Genomic DNA, 19,106 nt, shown 5'->3' on the forward strand with positions numbered 1-19,106 from the left:
AGTTACTCCTTTGTGTAGCAAGTAACATATTAATTATAATATAAAAGGACAATTGGATAAATCATGTTATTTAGTTTACCCAATACCTGATGTATAATTTACATCTTGAGTGGCAAAAATTCTTGGCGTAGAGATACATAGCTTTTCACAACTGGTAATAAATGTGATTGACAACCTCAGAAAAATTTGAGAATATTAAACCACGGTATCTCGATAAAGTTATAGTAGTTTATTCTCAATAGCCAGGATCAATAGTTCTTATAGTTTTTTAAAAGCACAGTCCCTTGAACGTCCTATCAGAAACAATCGCTTCAGGACTGGAAGCAGTCGTCAGTTTTAGCACTACGAAGGAAACCTAAATTATGACTCAAACAACTGTTATTGAATCTTTATCAACAGACGAATGGTTTGTGGATAGTCCTGATCTGCGTGAGTTTGTAGATATCGCTAAAGAAATTATCTCTAGCACCACTCATAACCGCGCCCAAACCCTGAAAGCCCTAGAACCTGACTTTGCAGCACTATTGAAAAAAGAGAATTGGTTGCCAAAACATTTTGCCCAGTCCAATCTTAGCAGTGGTTTAGGTAGTGGAATTGGACAATGGTTATTGTATCGTTCTCAAGATCGCACCCTAACTATCTTTAGTTTGGTAATTCCTCCCCATGAAACCACACCTGTCCACGATCATTTATCTTGGGGATTAGTGGGTTTATATCAAGGTAAACAGGAAGAAATAGTTTATCGGCGTGTAGATAGCGGTGAAATAGAAGGACAAGCCCAACTAGAAATTGTAGGTACATATCAAGTAAAAAAAGGTGATATTTACCATTTATTACCTCCAGACAATGATATTCACTCCGTCAAAGCCACTACAGTATTCTCTCCATCCATCTCAATTCATGTCATGGGCAATGATACTGGCAGTATTTGGCGACATCATTATCAGCCCGAAAACAATAGTGTGCGAGCTTATCGCTCTGGATATTCTAATGTCCTTGTAAAATAAGAAAGAAAAAATCATGCCTAATTTTACTAGACCGCAACCTCCAATCTTTCAAACAGTTGAAGAAGAACGACTTCACCGCAAACAACGCCTTGCGGCTGCATTTCGGCTATTTGGTCGTTTTGGCTTTAGTGAAGGGATAGCAGGCCACATTACCGCCCGTGATCCTGAGTTCACCGACCATTTTTGGGTGAATCCCTTGGGCAAATACTTTGGTCACATCCGTGTTTCTGACTTGCTTTTGGTCAATAGCGAAGGTGAAGTTGTTAAAGGTGATGCTCCTGTCAATCGCGCGGCCTTTGCTATTCATTCACAAGTTCATGAAGCCCGACCTGATATAGTTGCAGCCGCTCATGCTCATTCCTTGCATGGTAAAGCTTGGTCAAGTTTGGGTCGTCTGCTTGATCCTCTAACTCAAGATGCTTGCATTTTCTATCAAGATCATACTCTATTTAATGACTATAAAGGAGTAGTTTTGGATATTTCTGAGGGTAAAAGAGTTGGCGAATCTTTAGGAGATAAAAAAGCTGTTATCCTCAGAAATCATGGGTTTTTGACAGTGGGACAAACGGTAGATGAGGCTGCTTTTTGGTATATTTCTTTTGAAAGATCCGCTCAAGCCCAACTCCTCGCAGAAGCAGCAGGTAAACCCCTTTCCATAGACCATGAAATCGCCACCTTAACTCGTAGTCAAGTGGGAACACCTGCCGCTGGTTGGTTTAGTTTTCAGCCACTTTACGACCGAATTTTGCGGGAAGAACCAGATTTCTTAGAGTAGTGAGAAAACCTCAATGTCAAAATCACTTGTTTTAGAAACACCCTCAACTACAACAGCATCTTTGTCCGATATTTTGGCGAAAGTTGATACTCTTGCGGCTGATTTTGCCACCCGTGCCTCCATCTACGATCGCAATAGTTCCTTTCCCTTTGAAAACTTTGAGGCGCTGCACAAAGCACAATTATTGAGTCTAACTATACCAGTGGAGTTTGGTGGCTTGGCGGTAGGGTACACTACAGCCTGTCAAGTGATTGAAAAGATAGCCAGTGGAGATGCTTCTACTGCTTTGGTGCTGACAATGCACTACCTACAACACGCTAACGCTGCTAGACACCGACGCTGGCATTCCTCTATCTATGAAAGGCTGTGTCGAGAATCTGTGGAAGGTATAGCTTTGCTCAATGCTGCCCGTGTAGAGCCAGAATTAGGTACACCAGCCAGGGGAGGATTACCTGCAACCATCGCCAAACGGACATCCGATGGTTGGTCAATAACAGGTCATAAACAATACACTACTGGTAGCCCAATTTTGCGTTACTTCGTAGTTTGGGCGCGGACAGATGATGAAGAAGCGCAAGTAGGGAGTTTTTTAGTACCCCGTTACATTCCAGGGGTGAAGATTGTGGAAACTTGGGATCATTTGGGAATGAGAGCTACAGGCAGTCACGACCTGATTTTAGAGAATGTCTGCATTCCCCTAGAGTATGCCTTAGATGTGCATCCTGTCAAGGCTGAGTCAAAACCTGATCCCTTAATGCTGGCAGGTGGGAGTTTATTTTTAAGTGCTTTGTATCAAGGGGTAGCAACAGCAGCACGGAATTGGTTAGTTAAATATTTGAATGAGCGATCGCCTACCAATTTAGGTTCAAGTTTAGCAACTTTACCACATTTTCAAGCATCTGTTGGTGAAATTGAAGCCTTACTATATGCCAATCATCGCCTAATTTACACTCTCACAAAAGACATTGATCAAGGTGAATATGACTCGAATATTAGTTTGCACGCACAAACAGTAAAATATTTGGCAACAAGTAATGCCATTCGATCCGTAGAAATTGGTTTGCAACTAATTGGTAATCCAGGTTTATCTAAAAAAAATCCGCTGGAAAGACATTATCGAGATGTTCTTTGTAGTCGGGTTCATACACCCCAAAATGATGTAGTTTTCACGTCGTTGGGTAAGTCGGCATTAACCATTAAAAGTTAAAAATATCAAAAATAAACATTCTGGTAATTGTTATTCCATCATTAGATACCAAGATTCATAAGTTTTTAATTTAAGATTCACACAAAATAGGAAAATTGTTGGAGGTGATTTTATGTTTGATCAAATAGAAAGAGAATTATTAAATGGAGAGCCTTGGTTTATTGGGTATCAGTCTCCACGACTACTTCCTTGCCAATTATTAGATGAAAAAGAACAGAAAATAGTTGATATATGGGAATTACAGCCACAAGAATCACCTCATTGTGAGGGGGTTACAAAGCGTAATTTTAACCTGTTTGGGTTTTTGGGTAAACTAAATTTCTTTTCTGTAAAAGAGATCACTAATAAAACCAAGAAAAGATTGATTTGATTTTACTACTAAATGGCTACAGCAATTGCAAAAGCTGTCGCATATCATTAAAAACTATCTTAGCTCCAGCATCAGTAAGAGCATTAGGATCGCTATGTTGAGCATAACCAAAAACAGTCATTCCTGCCGCGTATCCTGCTTGTACACCTGGCACAGAATCTTCAATCACAACACAATCTTCTGGATTTGTGTTCATTTGCTCCGCTGCATGGAGATAGACATCAGGAAAAGGTTTAGGGCGCGGAACATCATAACAGCTATATATTTTTCCGTCAAATTTATGTAGAAGTCCCGTTAATTTCAAAACAAATTGAATATGGCGGTGGTTACTATTTGATGCTACACATTTTGGTAATGTAAGTTGCTCTAATACTTCTATAATTCCTGAAACTGGTTGTAATTCTTGCTGCAATGGGGCGATTTCTCTTTCTTTACAAAGTTCCATAAAATTTTCTGGCAAAGGTTTGTTATAAGATTCTTCGATCATCTCTAAACAGGTTTTCAGAGACTTGCCGATAAACTTTTGAGTTACTTCTCTATATGTGATGGGAAAACCAGCTTCAGTGAGCGTTTCCGCAAAAATGCGATTTATAATTGGTTCACTATCAACCAACACTCCATCACAATCAAAGATTACAAGTTTGAACTCAGTTCTTCCCATTTTGTTACCTCAAATTTAGCATTTAATTATTAACTCAAATCTCTATGCTTGGAAAGGGTTTAGCAATGCTAAACCCCTACTACACTACACATCTAGGTTTTTCCAATCTAGCAAAAGTCCATACCCCATCCACGTTTAGTATAGTCATCTAGTTGAGGCAGGGAAAAAGGTAATTGCTGATAAAATCTCAGTTTTAATCCTGTTAATCCTTAAATCCTGGAAATCCTGATTCAGACAATTAATTTTAATCCTGTTAATCCTTAAATCCTGGAAATCCTGATTCAGACAATTAGTTTTAATCCTGTTAATCCTTAAATCCTGATTCAGACAACTAACTTTGATAGGGACGTGGTAGCAGACGTAATTTATGCGCTGTATCCAATTCACTATTATTTTTTCTACCATATCCCCAACCCAAGGTGCGACGATATTCACCCATAATCCCACTCTCAATTAAATCGTCCTCATTGACTGCTACATTAGTATGAGATTCCGGTGCAACATAGAGCGCATCTGCCGGACAATATGCCTCACACATAAAACAAGTTTGACAGTCTTGTTGTCTAGCAATTACTGGTGGTTGATTGGGTACGGAGTCAAAGACATTGGTAGGACAAACTTGGACGCAAACATTGCAATTAATACAGAGTTTATGGCTAACAAGCTCAATCATGATAATCTTCCTGCTATGACTTTGATACAGAATATGTAGTTTGATTGGTTAATACTGTTGGTGTACTGGTTTCATCATTAATCCAATCACGCCTTACCCACAGCTTATCTAAACCACCTGTGGCTTGATAATAACGCTGATTGGGATCAGTTTCAGGATAGTCCACACGAATGTGTTCGCTGCGGGTTTCCGTGCGATGTAAGGCACTAAAATAAGCCCATCGGGCTACAGCAGTGAGAGCCGCTGCTCGACGGGAAAATTCCACATCACGGACGGTATCTTGTTTCGGGTTTCCTTGCACCTGTTCCCATAGTTTCTCTAATTTAGCCAGAGAATCCAAAAGCCCTTGCTCAGAACGGAAGTGATTCTTTTCTAACGGGAACATCTCATTTTGAACACCACGAGCGATCGCCTCACTATCGAATGTCGCTGTGGTAGAAGACTCAGAACGCAATCCCACTTGACCAGCAGGACTCGCTACCCGTTCATGGACATGATCACCCAAACTCTTAGCAAAAGCTGCTGCTCCTTCCCCTGCCCATTGTCCTGTGGAGATTGCCCAGGCTGCATTGGGACCACCACCACCAGAAGCTAACCCGGCTAAAAACTCCCGTGATGCAGCATCTCCTGCCGCGTAGAGTCCAGGTACTTTTGTCCCGCAACTATCATTGACAATCCTAATTCCCCCCGTACCACGTACCGTACCTTCATAAACCAGCGTCACAGGTACTCGTTCTGTATAGGGATCAATCCCAGCTTTTTTAAAGGGTAAATAAGCGATGAAATGAGATTTCTCAATCACTGCTTTCACTTCCGGCGTAGCTCGATCCAAACGAGCATAAACTGGACCCTTTAAGAGGGCGTTGGGAAGAAAGGAAGGATCACGACGACCATTAACATAGCCACCTAAATCATTACCATCTTCATCGGTGTAACTAGCCCAGCCAAAGGGAACACCCCTGGTTACTGTGGCATTAAAAGCGGTGGAAATAGCATAGTGATTAGAAGCCTCCATACTAGAGAGTTCTCCGCCAGCTTCTACTGCCATCAGCATTCCATCACCTGTATTGGTATTACAACCCAATGCTTTACTCAAGAATGCACAACCGCCATTGGCCAGGACTACTGCACCAGCGCGAACGCTATAGCTACGTTGATGTTGTCTCTGTACACCTCTAGCACCTGCCACTGAGCCGTCTTCAGCTAATAAAAGCTCTAGTACAGGACTTTGATCAAGAATCTGCACACCCATCCGCAATAAGTTTTTGCGATGGACTCGCATATATTCGGGTCCATAATAACTCTGCCGCACAGATTCCCCATTTTCTTTAGGGAAACGATAACCCCAACTTTCTACTAGGGGCAAACTCAGCCAAGTTTTTTCGACCACGCGCTCAATCCAACGTAAGTTAGCGAGGTCTTTAGACACACGATAACGCTCTGATACGACCTTTTCCCAATTCTCTGGAGAAGGTGCCATGATGCCATTACCACTAGCCGCAGCCGCACCACTAGTACCGAGAAAACCTTTATCAGCAATGATTACTTTGACACCTTGAGATGCCGCTGCATAAGCTGCCCATGCGGCAGCCGGTCCACCGCCAACTACTAAGACATCAGCAGTTAACTGTAGTTCATCGTCGCTATAAACTGTAGCCAATTTCTTGTCCTCCTTATTTGGCGGTCAATTTTATCTTTTGTCACAGTCAAGTCTATTTATTGAAGTCTGCCCAGAAATGGATGCTTGAATCAAAAGTGCCGTTCACTTCTAAGTAGTATTGTTGACTTCCGATCAAGCTTTATTACTTTTTAGTATGATACACTAATATTTAGTTTTTCAAACAATTTGATAAATTTTTTTGCGTGTGCCTCTTCTATAAGTAGTAAAACAGGGAGAAAATAGGGAATACTTGCCAAAAGGCGATCGCTCTCTTGCTTCCAACGTTGTTTAAGATATGTACTGGTTTCTGCACAAACGCCTAAATTGTAGTAGGTAATTTCATATCCTTTTCGTTGGGATTTAGCACAAACTCTCCCTGTCCAACCTAAAAATTCCGGATCACCTGTGCCATTAACAAATGATTCTCCGAGGAAACAAATTCTGATTTCTTTATAAAATTCCGACATAAATTAGTAAGAAATGAATCCTCAAAAGATTATTCTTGACCAAAGTTTTCATAATGATGAACCCAACATTCAGCTACATACTTTTCCATCCCTTCTGGAATAACTGCTTGATGCCAATTTTCGCCCGCAAAATCTTCAACAAATTGCTCATTTTCCCAAATTGAAATCATCACATATTCCTCGATTGCCCATTTTGTTGGTCGGCCAATAGTGACAGACACCAAACCTGGATATGATTGAACAAGTGGGATTGATACTTTCAGGAATTTTGACTCAAATTCTTGATGAAGTTCTAATGGGACTCTGACGCGAAAAATGCGAGTGATCATCGAATTTTCCAAATTTTCAGGTTGATGATGAAATATTATCCTGGGAAAGAATAGCAATAATATCAGCGAGTGTTCGTGAAGTATCCCGTCCTTCTGGAGTTTCTTTTCCCAAAGATGTTTCTTTGACGAACCGATAAACATCTGCTGCTCCCTCAAAGGTGCGTTCTGTTAAACCAACAGCACCAAAGGTATCTGCTATTTCTTCCATTTCCCCTACCCAACGGTGCGCTTTTGGTAACATTGTGGGGATTTGACGATTTAGATACTCTAATAATTCTTTTTGACTGGTAGATATTTCTTGCCAAAGTTCTGCATCTAAATTGAGACGATGAGCCGCAATTAGTAATTCTGTGCTAATGGCTGTTAGTCCTTTGGTGAGTGCAGCGTAGCACATTTTTAAGCCGGAAGCCTGACCAATTTCTGAGCCTATAACCCGGATATCTAAGCCGTAGTCCCGCAGTTTTGCGAATAACTCTGCTTTTTCACCAGAAGCGTAAATACGGGTGCTATTGGGTTGACGTGGTGGTGGTCCAATAATGGAAGCATCTACAAATTCTCCTCCAGCTTCTTCAATAATGGGTTGAATCGCTTTGACTCTTTCTGGTGAAATAGCATTAGCGTCTACATACAAAATATTTTTACCCACCTTTTGAATAGCTACAGCCACCTGTTTGGCTATTTGTGTGGCTGCTGAGGGGACGAGAACCGAAAGAATGATATCGGATTCGATTACCAACTTTTCTAGTGTTCCTACGTTCTCAACCTTGGCTGCGATCGCTAATTGTTTAGTTCTTTCACTGCGATCGCCTAACGCTGATACTGTTCTCAAGCCGTTTTGGTTTAAAACAGATGCGATCGCTCCTCCCATATCCCCAGGACTCAAAATACCAACTGTTTGTATTGTCATGAAATTTCCTGCTTATCTATTTTCAACTTCGAGCTATTTGACTAAGGGATTTTTGAATCTACTGTAAATCTATCAAGTTATTGTACATTAAAAATATAAAAAGTGTTAAACTATAGGAAAAATAATATTTAGTAGAGGTTTAGCACTGCTAAACCCCCGCTATCTAATGTGGATAAAAAGTTATTAAGAACTGATTTTCAGAATTACTGTTTATGAATAAACTCAATTACTACGATCATATTGCCCAAATATATGACCAAACACGCTGGTTAACAGAACCAATAGCGGAAGAGGTAGCTGATTTTATCATTGCTCTCACTCATGCAACACCAGAAACTTCTTTTTTAGAACCGGGTGTAGGTACAGGATTGAATGTTATTCCTTTTGTAAAACGTGGTTATCCTGTTACCGGAATTGATGTTTCTCAAGAAATGCTTGATCAATTTTGTAAAAAATTAAATCTTATTCCTGATAATTTAAACTTGATTCATGGTGATGCTTCAAAATTACCTTTTCCAGATAACAGTTTTGATGTTGTATTAACCGTGCATATGCTCCATACGGTCTCTAATTGGCAAGCATTTTTAGATGATATTGATCGAGTATTGAAATCAGAAGGATTTTATCTCAATTGTCAATGGATTACTCCACCAGCTAGAAGAGAATTTGAAGGATATTTTCGGGAGATATTATCTAAGTATGAAGGATTAAAGCCTGTTAATTCGGCAATACAAGAAATAACTACACAAAGGTATTTATCTGAAAAGTATTTAACTCAAAAAGGTTATGGTTCAAATTATTTAGTTGCTAAAAAATGGACAGTTAGCAATACAGTTGAGGAGTTACTAAATGTATTTAAATTGCGAGCTTATGGTTTATGTTGGCGAGTTTCCGAAGATATTTATCATCAGGTAATGAATGAGTTTGAGGAATTTTGTATTAATCATTATGGTTCTTTAAACATTGTTTTGTCTTCTGAAGCCAAGTTTGAAATTTGGGCTTATAGTATTTGAACCATAAAAATCACTCTTATAATTTTCCCATTTTATCTCACATTAAAACTTATTTGCTTAGGTTGAAATACACCTAAAATACTATATGGATACCAGTTCTGATCATCAATATTAACACCAATCATTAAACATCGCTCTGCATTAGTTCCTGAAAAGGATTGTTCTGCAAGATTTCGCATAAATTCATGGCGTTGATCTTTTTGGCATTCTCTAAATGCTAATAGTCCAACAGCCTCATGCCGATCTGGAAAATGAATAATGATTGAGTTAATATGCTCAGGGTTTCGCCAGTTTTTCTTGACGTTTCTTGTAATTCTTTTAAATTCTCTTTCTGCTTTGCGTTGATCATCAAGTGAAACGTTTAGCAACATTACTGCAACCTCTGACCAACGATAGGGACATCTCTGCTCAATACGAATCTGAATATCTTTCCACCATTTTATTAATTCTAAACTTGGCTTTTTTCGGATAATATCTTGGTCTAGAGCTACATAATATTCATCGACTTTTTCAGACATCTCCGAAATGATCAATTCTTTCGTTTCAAATTCTTCATTGCCAATATTAAAACCCGTTTTAAGATACAAACCAAGTAAATCCAACTCGTCGCCACGATATTGCATATGCTCTTGTATTTCAGCACGGCGTACCAAATAGTGAATTTTCTGTGGACTAGAAGTCAAAATATCAAAAATAACCTCCAAATCAGCAAGTGCTATCGTTGGTGCAGGAGAAAAATTTTTATCTATCCAACCTGTAGCTGTCAGGCGTGATAATTGTGATTGAATGGTTGCAAAATCTTCAAGTGTTACTGATAATCGAATAATTTTCTGAATAGCATTGAGATCAAAATTTAGATTCTGAAAAGTTTCTGGAAAAACTTGCTTAACTTTTAATTCCATTATTTTATCGGCAAAACGCTTTGACTGAATAGAAGGATTTACAAGCAATTCCTGAATATCATTTTTAGCTGAACCAGGCGCTCCACGTAATGCAGTTCTAGAAACAGCACCAGATTTGGCTTCAACAATTAGGAGATAAGAATCAATTTGCATAATAAAATCTGATTCATATTCTACATTTGAGTCTTTCCACTTAAAGTTTTGTTTAAAAACAGCTTGAGGAAATGCTTGAGTAAATAGCTGCTTGATCTCATCTTCAAGAAACTTAGGACGACGCTTATCTTGCACTTCACGTTTTACTTCTTCAGCAGATAAGAGACTATCAAGTGTTTGGAGAATAAAACTAAAGAAAACTTGTGGTGTAGCACAGAAATAGCTACCTGTTGGTAATTTAATTAAAGGCTTTATCCAGACTGGATTTGCTAAGAAAAAGTGTTCTGGATTAGAATCTTTAAGGTCGCCAAATTGATAACTTAGTTTAGATAAAACATATTCAAGAGCTATAGGTTCAATATTCATTGAACTTGCCAGTTCCTTAGATGTAAATGAAAATGACTTAGAAAGAAACAAATCAGAATGATTCAAAATAAGAAAACGAACTTCCTCAAGTGTTGCACAACGCTCTTGAAAGAAAGCAGTTGCTTCATTTACTGAACCCGGCAACTGGTATATTTCATGGTAAATTTTTATGGCTTCTTCTATAGTTCGTGCCTTGAATATAGTTCTTATATTTTGAAGCCGTTCATTATTTACTTCTTCAATGTAGATTACTAGATATTCAAAAACATCAATTATTGATGTTGCTTCCAAGCCTATGGATGTTCTAAATAATGAGTCAATTCCTGAATATAATCTTTTTGTAATTGAGATAACACGTGCGTGTGAAATATCCCCAGTTACGAACAATATTTGTATGTAGTCGAAGCCATTCTTGTACTTGTAAAATAGCCCTCTTCTCTTCTGTAGTTGCATTTTGAATTTGTACAAGCCTCTGTAAATTAAAAGCAGTATTGAACGAAATTAGTAAATCCCATATTTCCTGCACTTGCTGCGGTTGTACTGGCTCACAAGACTGTTTTGAAAAGGGTGAACGTAAAGCTAATGCTTGAACAAGCTCCACATGAGCTTGGTGAATTCTAGGATTTTTCTTTTGAGATGTTTTGCCTGTTGCAGACATTCCAACAGAAAGGCCATAAACTGCAAGAATAGAAATCAGATGTAAAACGTCAACAGAATTAATTTTTTCTAACAGATTTTCTAAAGATTTTTTGAATTCTCTTTCATGTGTTCGACCAGCTTCAACAAGTATCTCAGCAACAACTTCTTGAGGAAGACCAGAAAAAGGATTGTCGAGTTGTGTAAAGAATAATCCTTCTGAATCCTTGCGAGGTCTTGTTTGGTTTTTCTTATTACGCTTGTTATTTTTGTTCTTTGACATTATTGCAAAAACCAGGATATACAAAACTTAGAACATCTTTATTATACAGTATTTCGATATTATCGTAGCTAATAGCACTACAAATACTGATACCAAATATTGATGGCTATTGACATAGCCAAAAAGGTGTGGGATATTTCTATTAAACTACACTAACTCGATAAAGTTACCGTAGTAGGCTTTTCTTGTTCCAACAGCGGGGAATTACCCTGAATTGGATTTTTCCTGGACATCGAACTATTAAGAAATTTAAAAATTTAATTACAGATGGTTTCTACTAACTCTACTACCACGCAACGTCCTAACATAGTCTTCATTTTGACCGACGATCTCGGTTGGGGTGATCTCAGTATTGATGGACAAACAAACTATCAGACACCTCATTTAGACCAATTAGCCAAAGAGGGGATACGATTCTCTCAGGCTTATTCCGCTTCACCAGTTTGTACACCAACGCGAGTTAGTTTTTTTACAGGTCGTTATCCGGGCAGAATTCCCCTTGGTAATCAAGAACCTTTAGCAAGCGTTCAACAAATAGGTAATACTGTCGGTTTACCCCCAGAACATCCCACCATTGCCTCTTTACTCAAAGCGAATGGTTATGAAACAGCTTTAGTCGGTAAATGGCATTGTGGATATTTGCCCAAATACAGCCCCTTAAAAAGCGGTTTTGATGAATTTTTTGGTAATTTTAGCGGTGCAATTGACTACTTTAGGCACGTAGACACCAGTGGACAACCTGACCTCTGGGAAGCAGAAGTACCAGTTGAGGAAATAGGCTATGTGACAGACTTATTTAGCCAACGCGCTATAGATTTCCTTAAAAAACCTCATAATAGTCCATTTTATCTCAGCTTGCATTACACAGCACCCCATTGGCCTTGGGAAGGCCCCAATGATATTGAACTCAGTCAAGCCTTAATTGGTAAAGATAATCTGCAAAATTGGGTTGATACAGGTACAGCAGAATCCTATGCCGCAGTCATGGAAAGTCTAGATAATGGCATTGGTAGAGTTTTACAAGCTTTGAATGATGCGGGAATTGCTGACAATACCATAGTTATTTTTGCTAGTGATAATGGGGGTGAAAAGTATTCTAATTTTGGTGCTTTTCAAGGGAAAAAAGGCAATTTATATGAAGGTGGTATTCGAGTTCCTACCTTTATTCGCTGGCCGGGAGTGATTGAACCTAACCAGATAAATGAGCAAGTAATTATCACCCACGATATTACAGCCACAATTTTGGCAATTACAGGAACAAATCCTGATGCTAATTATCCCCTTGATGGAGAGAATTTACTCCCAATTATTAAAGGTGAAGCACCTGTTTCTCCTCGAACTTTGTTTTGGAGACATAAAGGAAATAATAGACCTGGTTTACCACCAAGAGTTCGACAAGGTGCAGTGCGGAGTGGGAATTGGAAATATTTGCAAGTGGGAGAAAATGAATATCTTTTTGATCTAGCCAATGATGCAAAAGAAGAGATTAATTTGCAAGTAGAACATAGAGAAGTATTTGAGGAATTAAGGTCTAAATATCAAACATGGGATTCTGAATTAAACCCTTATTCAGCGTGAACTAAGTTTGTGAATATGAAAGCAGTAAAAATTCGTTCCTATCAACTAGAGGATTTAGAAAATATTGTTCAACTTTGGTATGGAACATGGCATAAAACTTTTCCCCATCTCCAGCACCCACAAACTTATGCGGGTTGGAAAGAACGGTTTGATCAATTAGTAGAAGATGGGGAGATTTTTGTTGCTGAAGTTGAAAATAAAATTGCTGGTTTTGCCATTGTCTTGACAAAAGAACAATGTTTAAGTCAGCTTTTTGTAGATGAGAACTACCAAAATTTGGGTATTGGTTCAGCATTACTTAATCAAGCTAAAATATTGTGTCCTCAAGGACTAAAATTGTATACATTACAAGAAAATCTCAAAGCTCGTGCATTTTATGAAAAACACGGGTTTAAAATAAAGAGATTTTCAATCAATGAATTTAACTATCAACCAAATGTAGAATATTATTGGATACCTGAATCTCTTTCAATATCTTTATCTTTTAACAGTTTAGAAAATATTAGATAAAGTTAATGTCAACAAATCAAGAGGTGCGCTACACACTTATTTTGAAGGAAGCGATAGCTACGCTATCGCTCCAACTCTAATTCTATTCCTCTCAATTATTTGTGTCCTAATATTGAATGAGGTTGATATGGTTCTTCCAATAGCTTAATTTCTTCTTCAGAAAGAACCAAATCTACAGCCTCCACAGCTTCCTTCAAATGCTCAATTTTACTAGCACCAATAATAGGAGAAGTGACACCAGGCTTGTGTAATAACCAAGCTAAGGCAATTTGTGTCGGTTTGACACCGCGTTTTTGTGCTAAATCAACAACACGATCTACAATTTGAAAATCCGATTCTTGATAGTAGAGATTATGGGCAAATTCATCAGTTTTTGCGCGTACAGTTGCACCACGATCTTCTCTGCGGCGATTTCCAGCCAAAAACCCTCGTGCTAATGGACTCCAAGGAATAATCCCAATCCCTTGATCTAAAGATAAAGGTATTACCTCTCGCTCTTCTTCCCGATAAACTAGGTTGTAGTGATTTTGGATAGAAATAAAACGATTCCAACCATGTTTATCAGCCGTGTATAAGGCTTTTGCAAACTGCCAAGCATAAACACTAGAAATACCCAAATAACGAACTTTACCTGATTTAACTAGATCATGTAAGGCTTCTAGGGTTTCTTCTATTGGGGTTTCGTAATCCCAGCGATGAATTTGATACAAATCAACGTAATCTGTTTGTAGCCGTCGTAAAGAGGCATCTATGCTATCAAAGATATGCTTGCGAGAAAGTCCTTTGTCATTGGGTCCATCACCAACTTTATTAAAGACTTTGGTGGCAATGATCACCTGATCTCTTTTAGCAAAATCTTTCAATGCCCGTCCTAAAATTTCTTCGCTTGCACCCAATGAGTAAACATCAGCAGTATCAAAGAAATTAATCCCCAATTCCAGAGCCAGTTTAATAAATGGGCGACTTTCTTCTTCTTCTAATACCCATTCTCGGAGTTGACGAGAACCATAGGTCATTGTCCCCAAGGTTAAGCGGGATACTTTTAGTCCACTCTTGCCAAGATTAACATAAGTCATAGTATTTACACTGTTTGCAGTTGCTTTTGAAATAGTTCTTTAACTTTGAGCCAAGCATCAGCAGCAGCTTCGGCGTTGTAACTAGCTCGATGGTTGCAGAAAAAGCCGTGTTCAGCAGGATAGCGAAAAACTTGGTGAGGAATATTGTGTTTTTGTAACTCTGCTTCAACTTGTTCTGTTTGTTCTGGAGGAATGCCTTTATCTTCAGTCCCAAAAAAGGCGTAAATAGTCCCTTTGATATCTGGGGTATGAGTAATTGTCGGCTCACCACCACCAGGAGTAGAGTTGGGAATACCGCCACCGTAGAAAGAGGCTGTAGCTTTGATTTCTGGGAGAGTGGCTGCTAAATAAACAATGTGTCCACCAAAGCAAAAACCAATGGATGCGATCGCATCAGCATTAACGTTAGGCAGGGTTTTTAGATAAGCAATTGTGGACTGAATATCGCTTAATATTTCCTCGGCTTTGGTCTGTTCTTTGTATTGTCTGCCTAGTTGAACATCTTCTGGGGTGTATTTAGCCTCAAAACCGGGTGCTAGGCGTTGGAAAATGGCTGGAGCGATCGCTACATATCCTTCTTGTGCTAATCTCTCCGTTACTTCCCGAATATGAATATTCACCCCGAAAATTTCCTGTACCACAATCACAGCCGGAAATTTGCCTGCATTTACTGGTTCAGCCAGATAAGCGTCTATTTGCAAATCTTGATTAGGAATTTTGACGCTAGAGGTACGAATCTCTGTTTGGGTTAATGTACTGCTCATTTTGGTAATAATCTGTGATCTTCTAACCCTATACTACTACAAGTCTATCGGATTACAGTATTTTTAATTTTTGGTAGGGGAGTATTGCAATACGCCCCTACATTATTTTTTGGAGATTTTTAATAATCACCACTTCAGAACATCCCCAAAGACTTAAAATCTAGAAAAAACTAATTTCATCAAAACTATGACCAACCTGATTGAATACGAAGATGCCAGCATAGAAGTCCGCAGAGTATATGATGATATTCGCGCCACACGCCAAACTGAATACATCAACAACTTTTGGAAAGCCTTAGCTAATCATCCTCCTACCTTGCAACGCACTTGGGAAACACTCAAAGAAGTTATGGCCAGTCCGGGCGAAATAGATCCATTGGTGCGGGAATTAATTTATATTGCTGTCAGCGTCACCAATGGCTGTGAATATTGTATTGCTTCCCATACCGCCGCCGCCCGTGCCAAAGGGATGAATGATCAAGTATTTGGTGAACTCATGGCAATTACTGGCGCTGCAAATATGACAAATCGGCTGGCTAACGGTTATCAAATTCCCGTTGATGAACAATTTAAACCTAAGTAGGGTTTGCTGAAAAAGTTATCTGTGAGGGCTAGGAGTCAGGAGTCAGGAGGAAGAATTAGAAGAAGAGAAGAATAGTCTTGAATCTGGTCAAGTGATAAGAGGAGTTTGATCACTAATTACCAATTACCAATTACCAATTACCAACTAGATAACTAACAACTTGATTTAGTTACGTTTGCTTGAGATATCGCATTTGACTAGAAAACCAAACTGCCAAACTAGCCACGGCAATACTACAAACAATAAAACAAGGAATGTAACCAGCATTATCCACAATTCGACCTAAAACAGCAGCACCAATACCCTGCCCCATAAACAGACTAAACGCAAACAGAGAAACCGCAGTTCCCCGTGACTCAGGGGATAGTTCTGTGGCTTGGGTTTGCAGGGTACTGTGCATCATGTTATAGCCAAGTCCAATCAGGATAATCACTGGAATAAAGAGTATCCAAGTTGGCAAGATAGTAATGGATAGGTAACAAGTACCAGCCAGCAAACCACCAACCCTAACTAGCCCTTTTTCGCCTAATCTTTGCACAAGCCATTTAACGGAAATGCTATAGAGTAATCCACCCATCCCAAAACCACTCAGTAGCAATCCAATTGTGATATAGGGTAGTTGATAGGTGTCCCGAATAAATGCACCGATATAGGCAAAACCACCGAACAAGCAGAAACCTTCAATAAATACCGCAGTGATGACTAAACGAGCAGCCGGTTTAGTTATCAGTTGCAAATAGGGTTTTAAACTTGAGAAAATATTTCCTGTTTGGGTGTGAGATTGATATGGTATATGTCGTGTTGCTTGCCAAAAAACAACTGCCGCCAATGAGGACGTAACCCCAAACAATAAAAAGATTTCACGCCAACTGATAAATTGCCCAAAGATACCGCCTAAACTGCTACTGAGGATTTGTCCTAACATTAAGGCGCTTAGATAACGTCCAATTGCTGTTTGCCGTTCTGCATACGGAAAGTTATCACCAATATATGCTAGGGAAAGGGGAATCACAGCAGCTGCAAACATTCCCGTGAGAAATCGTAATAAAATTAATAGGGGAAGGTTGGGGACAAAAGCACACAAAGCTGTACCAATGGCAAAGATGGATATGCCCACAGTCATAACTTTGAGTTTGCCAATTCTGTCCCCTAATGGTCCATAAACCAATTGAAACAATCCATAAGGAATGGTATAGGCGGAAATAATTGCGGCTGTATTCCCTACGGTAGTTCCAAAATCATTGGCAATAATTCGCAGCAATGGATCAACGACTCGCATATCTGCTATGACCATGAAGGAAATAGCCCCCAATAACCCCAAGGAAACACGGGGATTCTCTATTTTTTCGGCAACGATTTTAGTCACTATAATTTCTTGTAATTACGTTGTAGAGTTGATTAACTGACTGGAAGCAGTAGTTTTGAGTTTGATCCATTTTGTCAAAATTGGTAACTGTCTAGTAAACCAGATTGATTCTAAAAGGCAAACCATACCACAGCCAATTACCGTATTCGGCGCACCGATGTTTTGTGCCAAACTACCAACTATTAAGTTACCCAAGGGTAATGTACCAATGACAGCTAGGGAATAGAGACTCATGACTCTACCCCTTTTATCGTCTTCTACTAAGGTTTGAATGATGGTATTACCGCAAGAAACCTGGAGCATACTACCACCACCGATGAAAACGATAATCAATAAGGAAAGCCAGATTTCTCTAGATAGTCCAAAGGCGATTAATCCCAGGCCAATGATAGCTGGACACAGTGCCATCACCCGTTCTAACCCTAATACTTGCCGACGCAAGCTGAGATAGACGCAAGCCAGGAGCGAACCAACGGAACTGGATGCACTCAATAAGCCCATTGTTCCCCCATTTCCTTTGAGAATATCTCCGGCAAATATGGGGAGGATGGCCATGTAGGAAATACCTGCTAATCCATGTAGTGCTAATAGTAAGAGGATGGTACGAATGGGTAGTGCTTGGTAGACGTAGCTGAATCCTTCTTGCAATTTTTTCCAGGTGTTTTCGGTTTGGGGTGTTTCTGGTGTTGGATTTGGTTTGAGTCTCATTGCGGCTAGTGTTACCAATGCCACAACGTAACTGAGACTGTCGTAGAGGAAGCAATATTTAGCTCCAACGGTAGCTAGTAACATTCCTCCAATAGCGGGGCCAATTAACAGAGAACTACTGAGCATGGCAGAATAGAGAGCGATCGCATTTCCTAAATCTGCACGGTTATCAACTGTTTTTATCACAATTGCATACCGGACTGGCATATCTAACCCTTTCAATAATCCACCCAAAACGGCGACAGTCATTAGTAACCAAACGTTTACCAATCCTAAAAAGGTGAGTGTGGTGAGGGTGAATGAGACGATAATTCCCAATACTTGCACCAGCATGAGTAAATTTCGTTGATTTCGGCGATCGCACAAAACCCCAGAAAATGGAGTTAGCAGTAGAGTAGGAATAAACTGCAAAAACCCGGTTAAACCAAGCAACCAAGCAGAATTAGTCAAGTCATAGATTAACCAGGAAATCGTTACCTGGGTCATGAATGTCCCCGACAAGGACATGGTTTGTCCACTAAAGAAGAGTCGAAAGTTACGCGATTTAAATGCCGGTAGATGCAGATAAATCTTCCTTTTCAGCAAGAACATCACAACTGCTGTTATTTTATTTAGGTAATCTAACTATTAGTCTTGCATAGTTTTTTAAATACAAACACTTTTATTTTGGCAAACACGGCATAATATTCGCAAATTAACCAACAGGGAAACTATTCCCACATCACCAAAACAAAGGTGAGTCAGGAGTATTGAATGATAAATATCTCCAAAAAAGATTGTAGAAACATTCCATGTAAGGCTATAATTTCAGTCTAAGCTTCCCGCTTATTTATTCCATTTTGTAAAACATTGCCGAAAACGGAAGCTGAAACAACGGTAAATCAAGAGTTTTGAAAATTAACTTTACAAAACTTTATATCATATCCCAAATTGCAGGTATCGCGGCTGTACCCCATATACACTTTATGACGTTATATTCCGCTTTTTACAAAGATTTCCCAAGTAGATGCTTGTCGTTATTGAACAAGTATTATGATCATGCAGAAATCAATAATATAGAAGTAACTCTAATGATATCAATTGCTTCATCAGGGTTTGTCATACCTTTTGAA

Annotated in this window: 19 protein-coding genes and 1 pseudogene; 8 read left to right on the forward strand and 12 right to left on the reverse strand. The window is 39.2% G+C overall.

The features are described 5' to 3' along the window. Positions 1-362: 362 nt before the first annotated feature. The 4 genes from IQ228_RS05745 to IQ228_RS05760 all read left to right on the forward strand — a co-directional run bounded on the left by IQ228_RS05745 (position 363) and on the right by IQ228_RS05760 (position 3,359). A complete protein-coding gene (locus tag IQ228_RS05745; RefSeq protein WP_193962386.1) occupies positions 363-1,007 on the forward strand; it encodes a cysteine dioxygenase family protein in 645 nt (214 codons plus the stop codon). Positions 1,008-1,020: 13 nt separating this feature from the next. Then, on the forward strand, positions 1,021-1,782 hold the full coding sequence (locus tag IQ228_RS05750) for a class II aldolase/adducin family protein (protein ID WP_193962387.1): 762 nt from the start codon (positions 1,021-1,023) through the stop codon (positions 1,780-1,782). Positions 1,783-1,795: 13 nt separating this feature from the next. Then, positions 1,796-2,989, forward strand: a complete 1,194-nt coding sequence (locus IQ228_RS05755; RefSeq protein WP_193962388.1) for an acyl-CoA dehydrogenase family protein — start codon at positions 1,796-1,798, stop codon at positions 2,987-2,989. Positions 2,990-3,101: 112 nt separating this feature from the next. Further along, the gene (locus IQ228_RS05760; protein ID WP_193962389.1) at positions 3,102-3,359 is read left to right on the forward strand and encodes a hypothetical protein; all 258 of its coding nucleotides are present in this window, start codon (positions 3,102-3,104) and stop codon (positions 3,357-3,359) included. Between the two features lie 16 nt (positions 3,360-3,375). Here IQ228_RS05760 and IQ228_RS05765 read toward each other — a convergent pair whose 3' ends face one another. The 6 genes and pseudogenes from IQ228_RS05765 to IQ228_RS05790 all read right to left on the reverse strand — a co-directional run bounded on the left by IQ228_RS05765 (position 3,376) and on the right by IQ228_RS05790 (position 8,056). Beyond that, the gene (locus IQ228_RS05765; RefSeq protein WP_193962390.1) at positions 3,376-4,020 is read right to left on the reverse strand and encodes an HAD family phosphatase; all 645 of its coding nucleotides are present in this window, start codon (positions 4,018-4,020) and stop codon (positions 3,376-3,378) included. A gap of 331 nt (positions 4,021-4,351) precedes the next feature. Then, positions 4,352-4,693, reverse strand: a complete 342-nt coding sequence (locus IQ228_RS05770) for a 4Fe-4S binding protein (RefSeq protein WP_193962391.1) — start codon at positions 4,691-4,693, stop codon at positions 4,352-4,354. 13 nt (positions 4,694-4,706) lie between these two features. After that, positions 4,707-6,353 (reverse strand): FAD-binding protein, encoded by a 1,647-nt coding sequence (locus tag IQ228_RS05775; RefSeq protein ID WP_193962392.1) that lies wholly within the window; start codon positions 6,351-6,353, stop codon positions 4,707-4,709. 269 nt (positions 6,354-6,622) lie between these two features. Further along, positions 6,623-6,820, reverse strand: a pseudogene (locus IQ228_RS05780) (lipase); the annotation flags it as partial. Between the two features lie 29 nt (positions 6,821-6,849). Then, positions 6,850-7,149, reverse strand: coding sequence for an antibiotic biosynthesis monooxygenase (locus IQ228_RS05785; protein ID WP_193962393.1), 300 nt, complete (start codon positions 7,147-7,149; stop codon positions 6,850-6,852). A 16-nt stretch (positions 7,150-7,165) separates the two neighbouring features. After that, positions 7,166-8,056: an NAD(P)-dependent oxidoreductase gene (locus IQ228_RS05790; RefSeq protein WP_193962394.1), complete on the reverse strand. Its 891-nt coding sequence runs from the start codon at positions 8,054-8,056 to the stop codon at positions 7,166-7,168. 212 nt (positions 8,057-8,268) lie between these two features. Between IQ228_RS05790 and IQ228_RS05795 the strand changes: the two genes are divergently transcribed. Then, positions 8,269-9,069: a class I SAM-dependent methyltransferase gene (locus IQ228_RS05795; RefSeq protein ID WP_193962395.1), complete on the forward strand. Its 801-nt coding sequence runs from the start codon at positions 8,269-8,271 to the stop codon at positions 9,067-9,069. Between the two features lie 32 nt (positions 9,070-9,101). Here IQ228_RS05795 and IQ228_RS05800 read toward each other — a convergent pair whose 3' ends face one another. Further along, positions 9,102-10,781 carry a hypothetical protein gene (locus IQ228_RS05800; protein ID WP_193962396.1) on the reverse strand — a complete coding sequence of 560 codons (1,680 nt, stop codon included), beginning with the start codon at positions 10,779-10,781 and terminating at the stop codon, positions 9,102-9,104. A gap of 25 nt (positions 10,782-10,806) precedes the next feature. Next, entirely contained in the window at positions 10,807-11,409 is a 603-nt protein-coding gene (locus IQ228_RS05805) for a hypothetical protein (RefSeq protein ID WP_193962397.1), read from the reverse strand. A gap of 267 nt (positions 11,410-11,676) precedes the next feature. Here IQ228_RS05805 and IQ228_RS05810 point away from each other — a divergent pair, with 267 nt between their 5' ends. Together IQ228_RS05810 and IQ228_RS05815 are read left to right on the forward strand one after the other, a co-directional pair. Beyond that, positions 11,677-12,987: a sulfatase-like hydrolase/transferase gene (locus IQ228_RS05810; RefSeq protein WP_193962398.1), complete on the forward strand. Its 1,311-nt coding sequence runs from the start codon at positions 11,677-11,679 to the stop codon at positions 12,985-12,987. A gap of 15 nt (positions 12,988-13,002) precedes the next feature. Further along, positions 13,003-13,497 carry a GNAT family N-acetyltransferase gene (locus IQ228_RS05815; RefSeq protein ID WP_193962399.1) on the forward strand — a complete coding sequence of 165 codons (495 nt, stop codon included), beginning with the start codon at positions 13,003-13,005 and terminating at the stop codon, positions 13,495-13,497. A 95-nt stretch (positions 13,498-13,592) separates the two neighbouring features. Here the strand turns inward: IQ228_RS05815 and IQ228_RS05820 are convergent, their stop codons facing one another. Beyond that, complete coding sequence (locus IQ228_RS05820; RefSeq protein WP_193962400.1) at positions 13,593-14,573, reverse strand: aldo/keto reductase; 981 nt, start codon at positions 14,571-14,573, stop codon at positions 13,593-13,595. Between the two features lie 5 nt (positions 14,574-14,578). Continuing rightward, positions 14,579-15,337, reverse strand: coding sequence for a dienelactone hydrolase family protein (locus IQ228_RS05825; RefSeq protein WP_193962401.1), 759 nt, complete (start codon positions 15,335-15,337; stop codon positions 14,579-14,581). A gap of 187 nt (positions 15,338-15,524) precedes the next feature. Here IQ228_RS05825 and IQ228_RS05830 point away from each other — a divergent pair, with 187 nt between their 5' ends. Beyond that, positions 15,525-15,920 carry a carboxymuconolactone decarboxylase family protein gene (locus IQ228_RS05830; protein WP_193962402.1) on the forward strand — a complete coding sequence of 132 codons (396 nt, stop codon included), beginning with the start codon at positions 15,525-15,527 and terminating at the stop codon, positions 15,918-15,920. A gap of 169 nt (positions 15,921-16,089) precedes the next feature. On the opposite strand, the gene IQ228_RS05835 is transcribed toward IQ228_RS05830, so the two are convergent. Then, a complete protein-coding gene (locus IQ228_RS05835) occupies positions 16,090-17,286 on the reverse strand; it encodes an MFS transporter (protein WP_370566825.1) in 1,197 nt (398 codons plus the stop codon). A gap of 15 nt (positions 17,287-17,301) precedes the next feature. After that, complete coding sequence (locus IQ228_RS05840; protein WP_193962403.1) at positions 17,302-18,585, reverse strand: MFS transporter; 1,284 nt, start codon at positions 18,583-18,585, stop codon at positions 17,302-17,304. Positions 18,586-19,106: the final 521 nt, after the last annotated feature.

Source organism: Dolichospermum sp. LEGE 00246 (assembly GCF_015207865.1).
Classification (GTDB): domain Bacteria; phylum Cyanobacteriota; class Cyanobacteriia; order Cyanobacteriales; family Nostocaceae; genus Dolichospermum; species Dolichospermum heterosporum.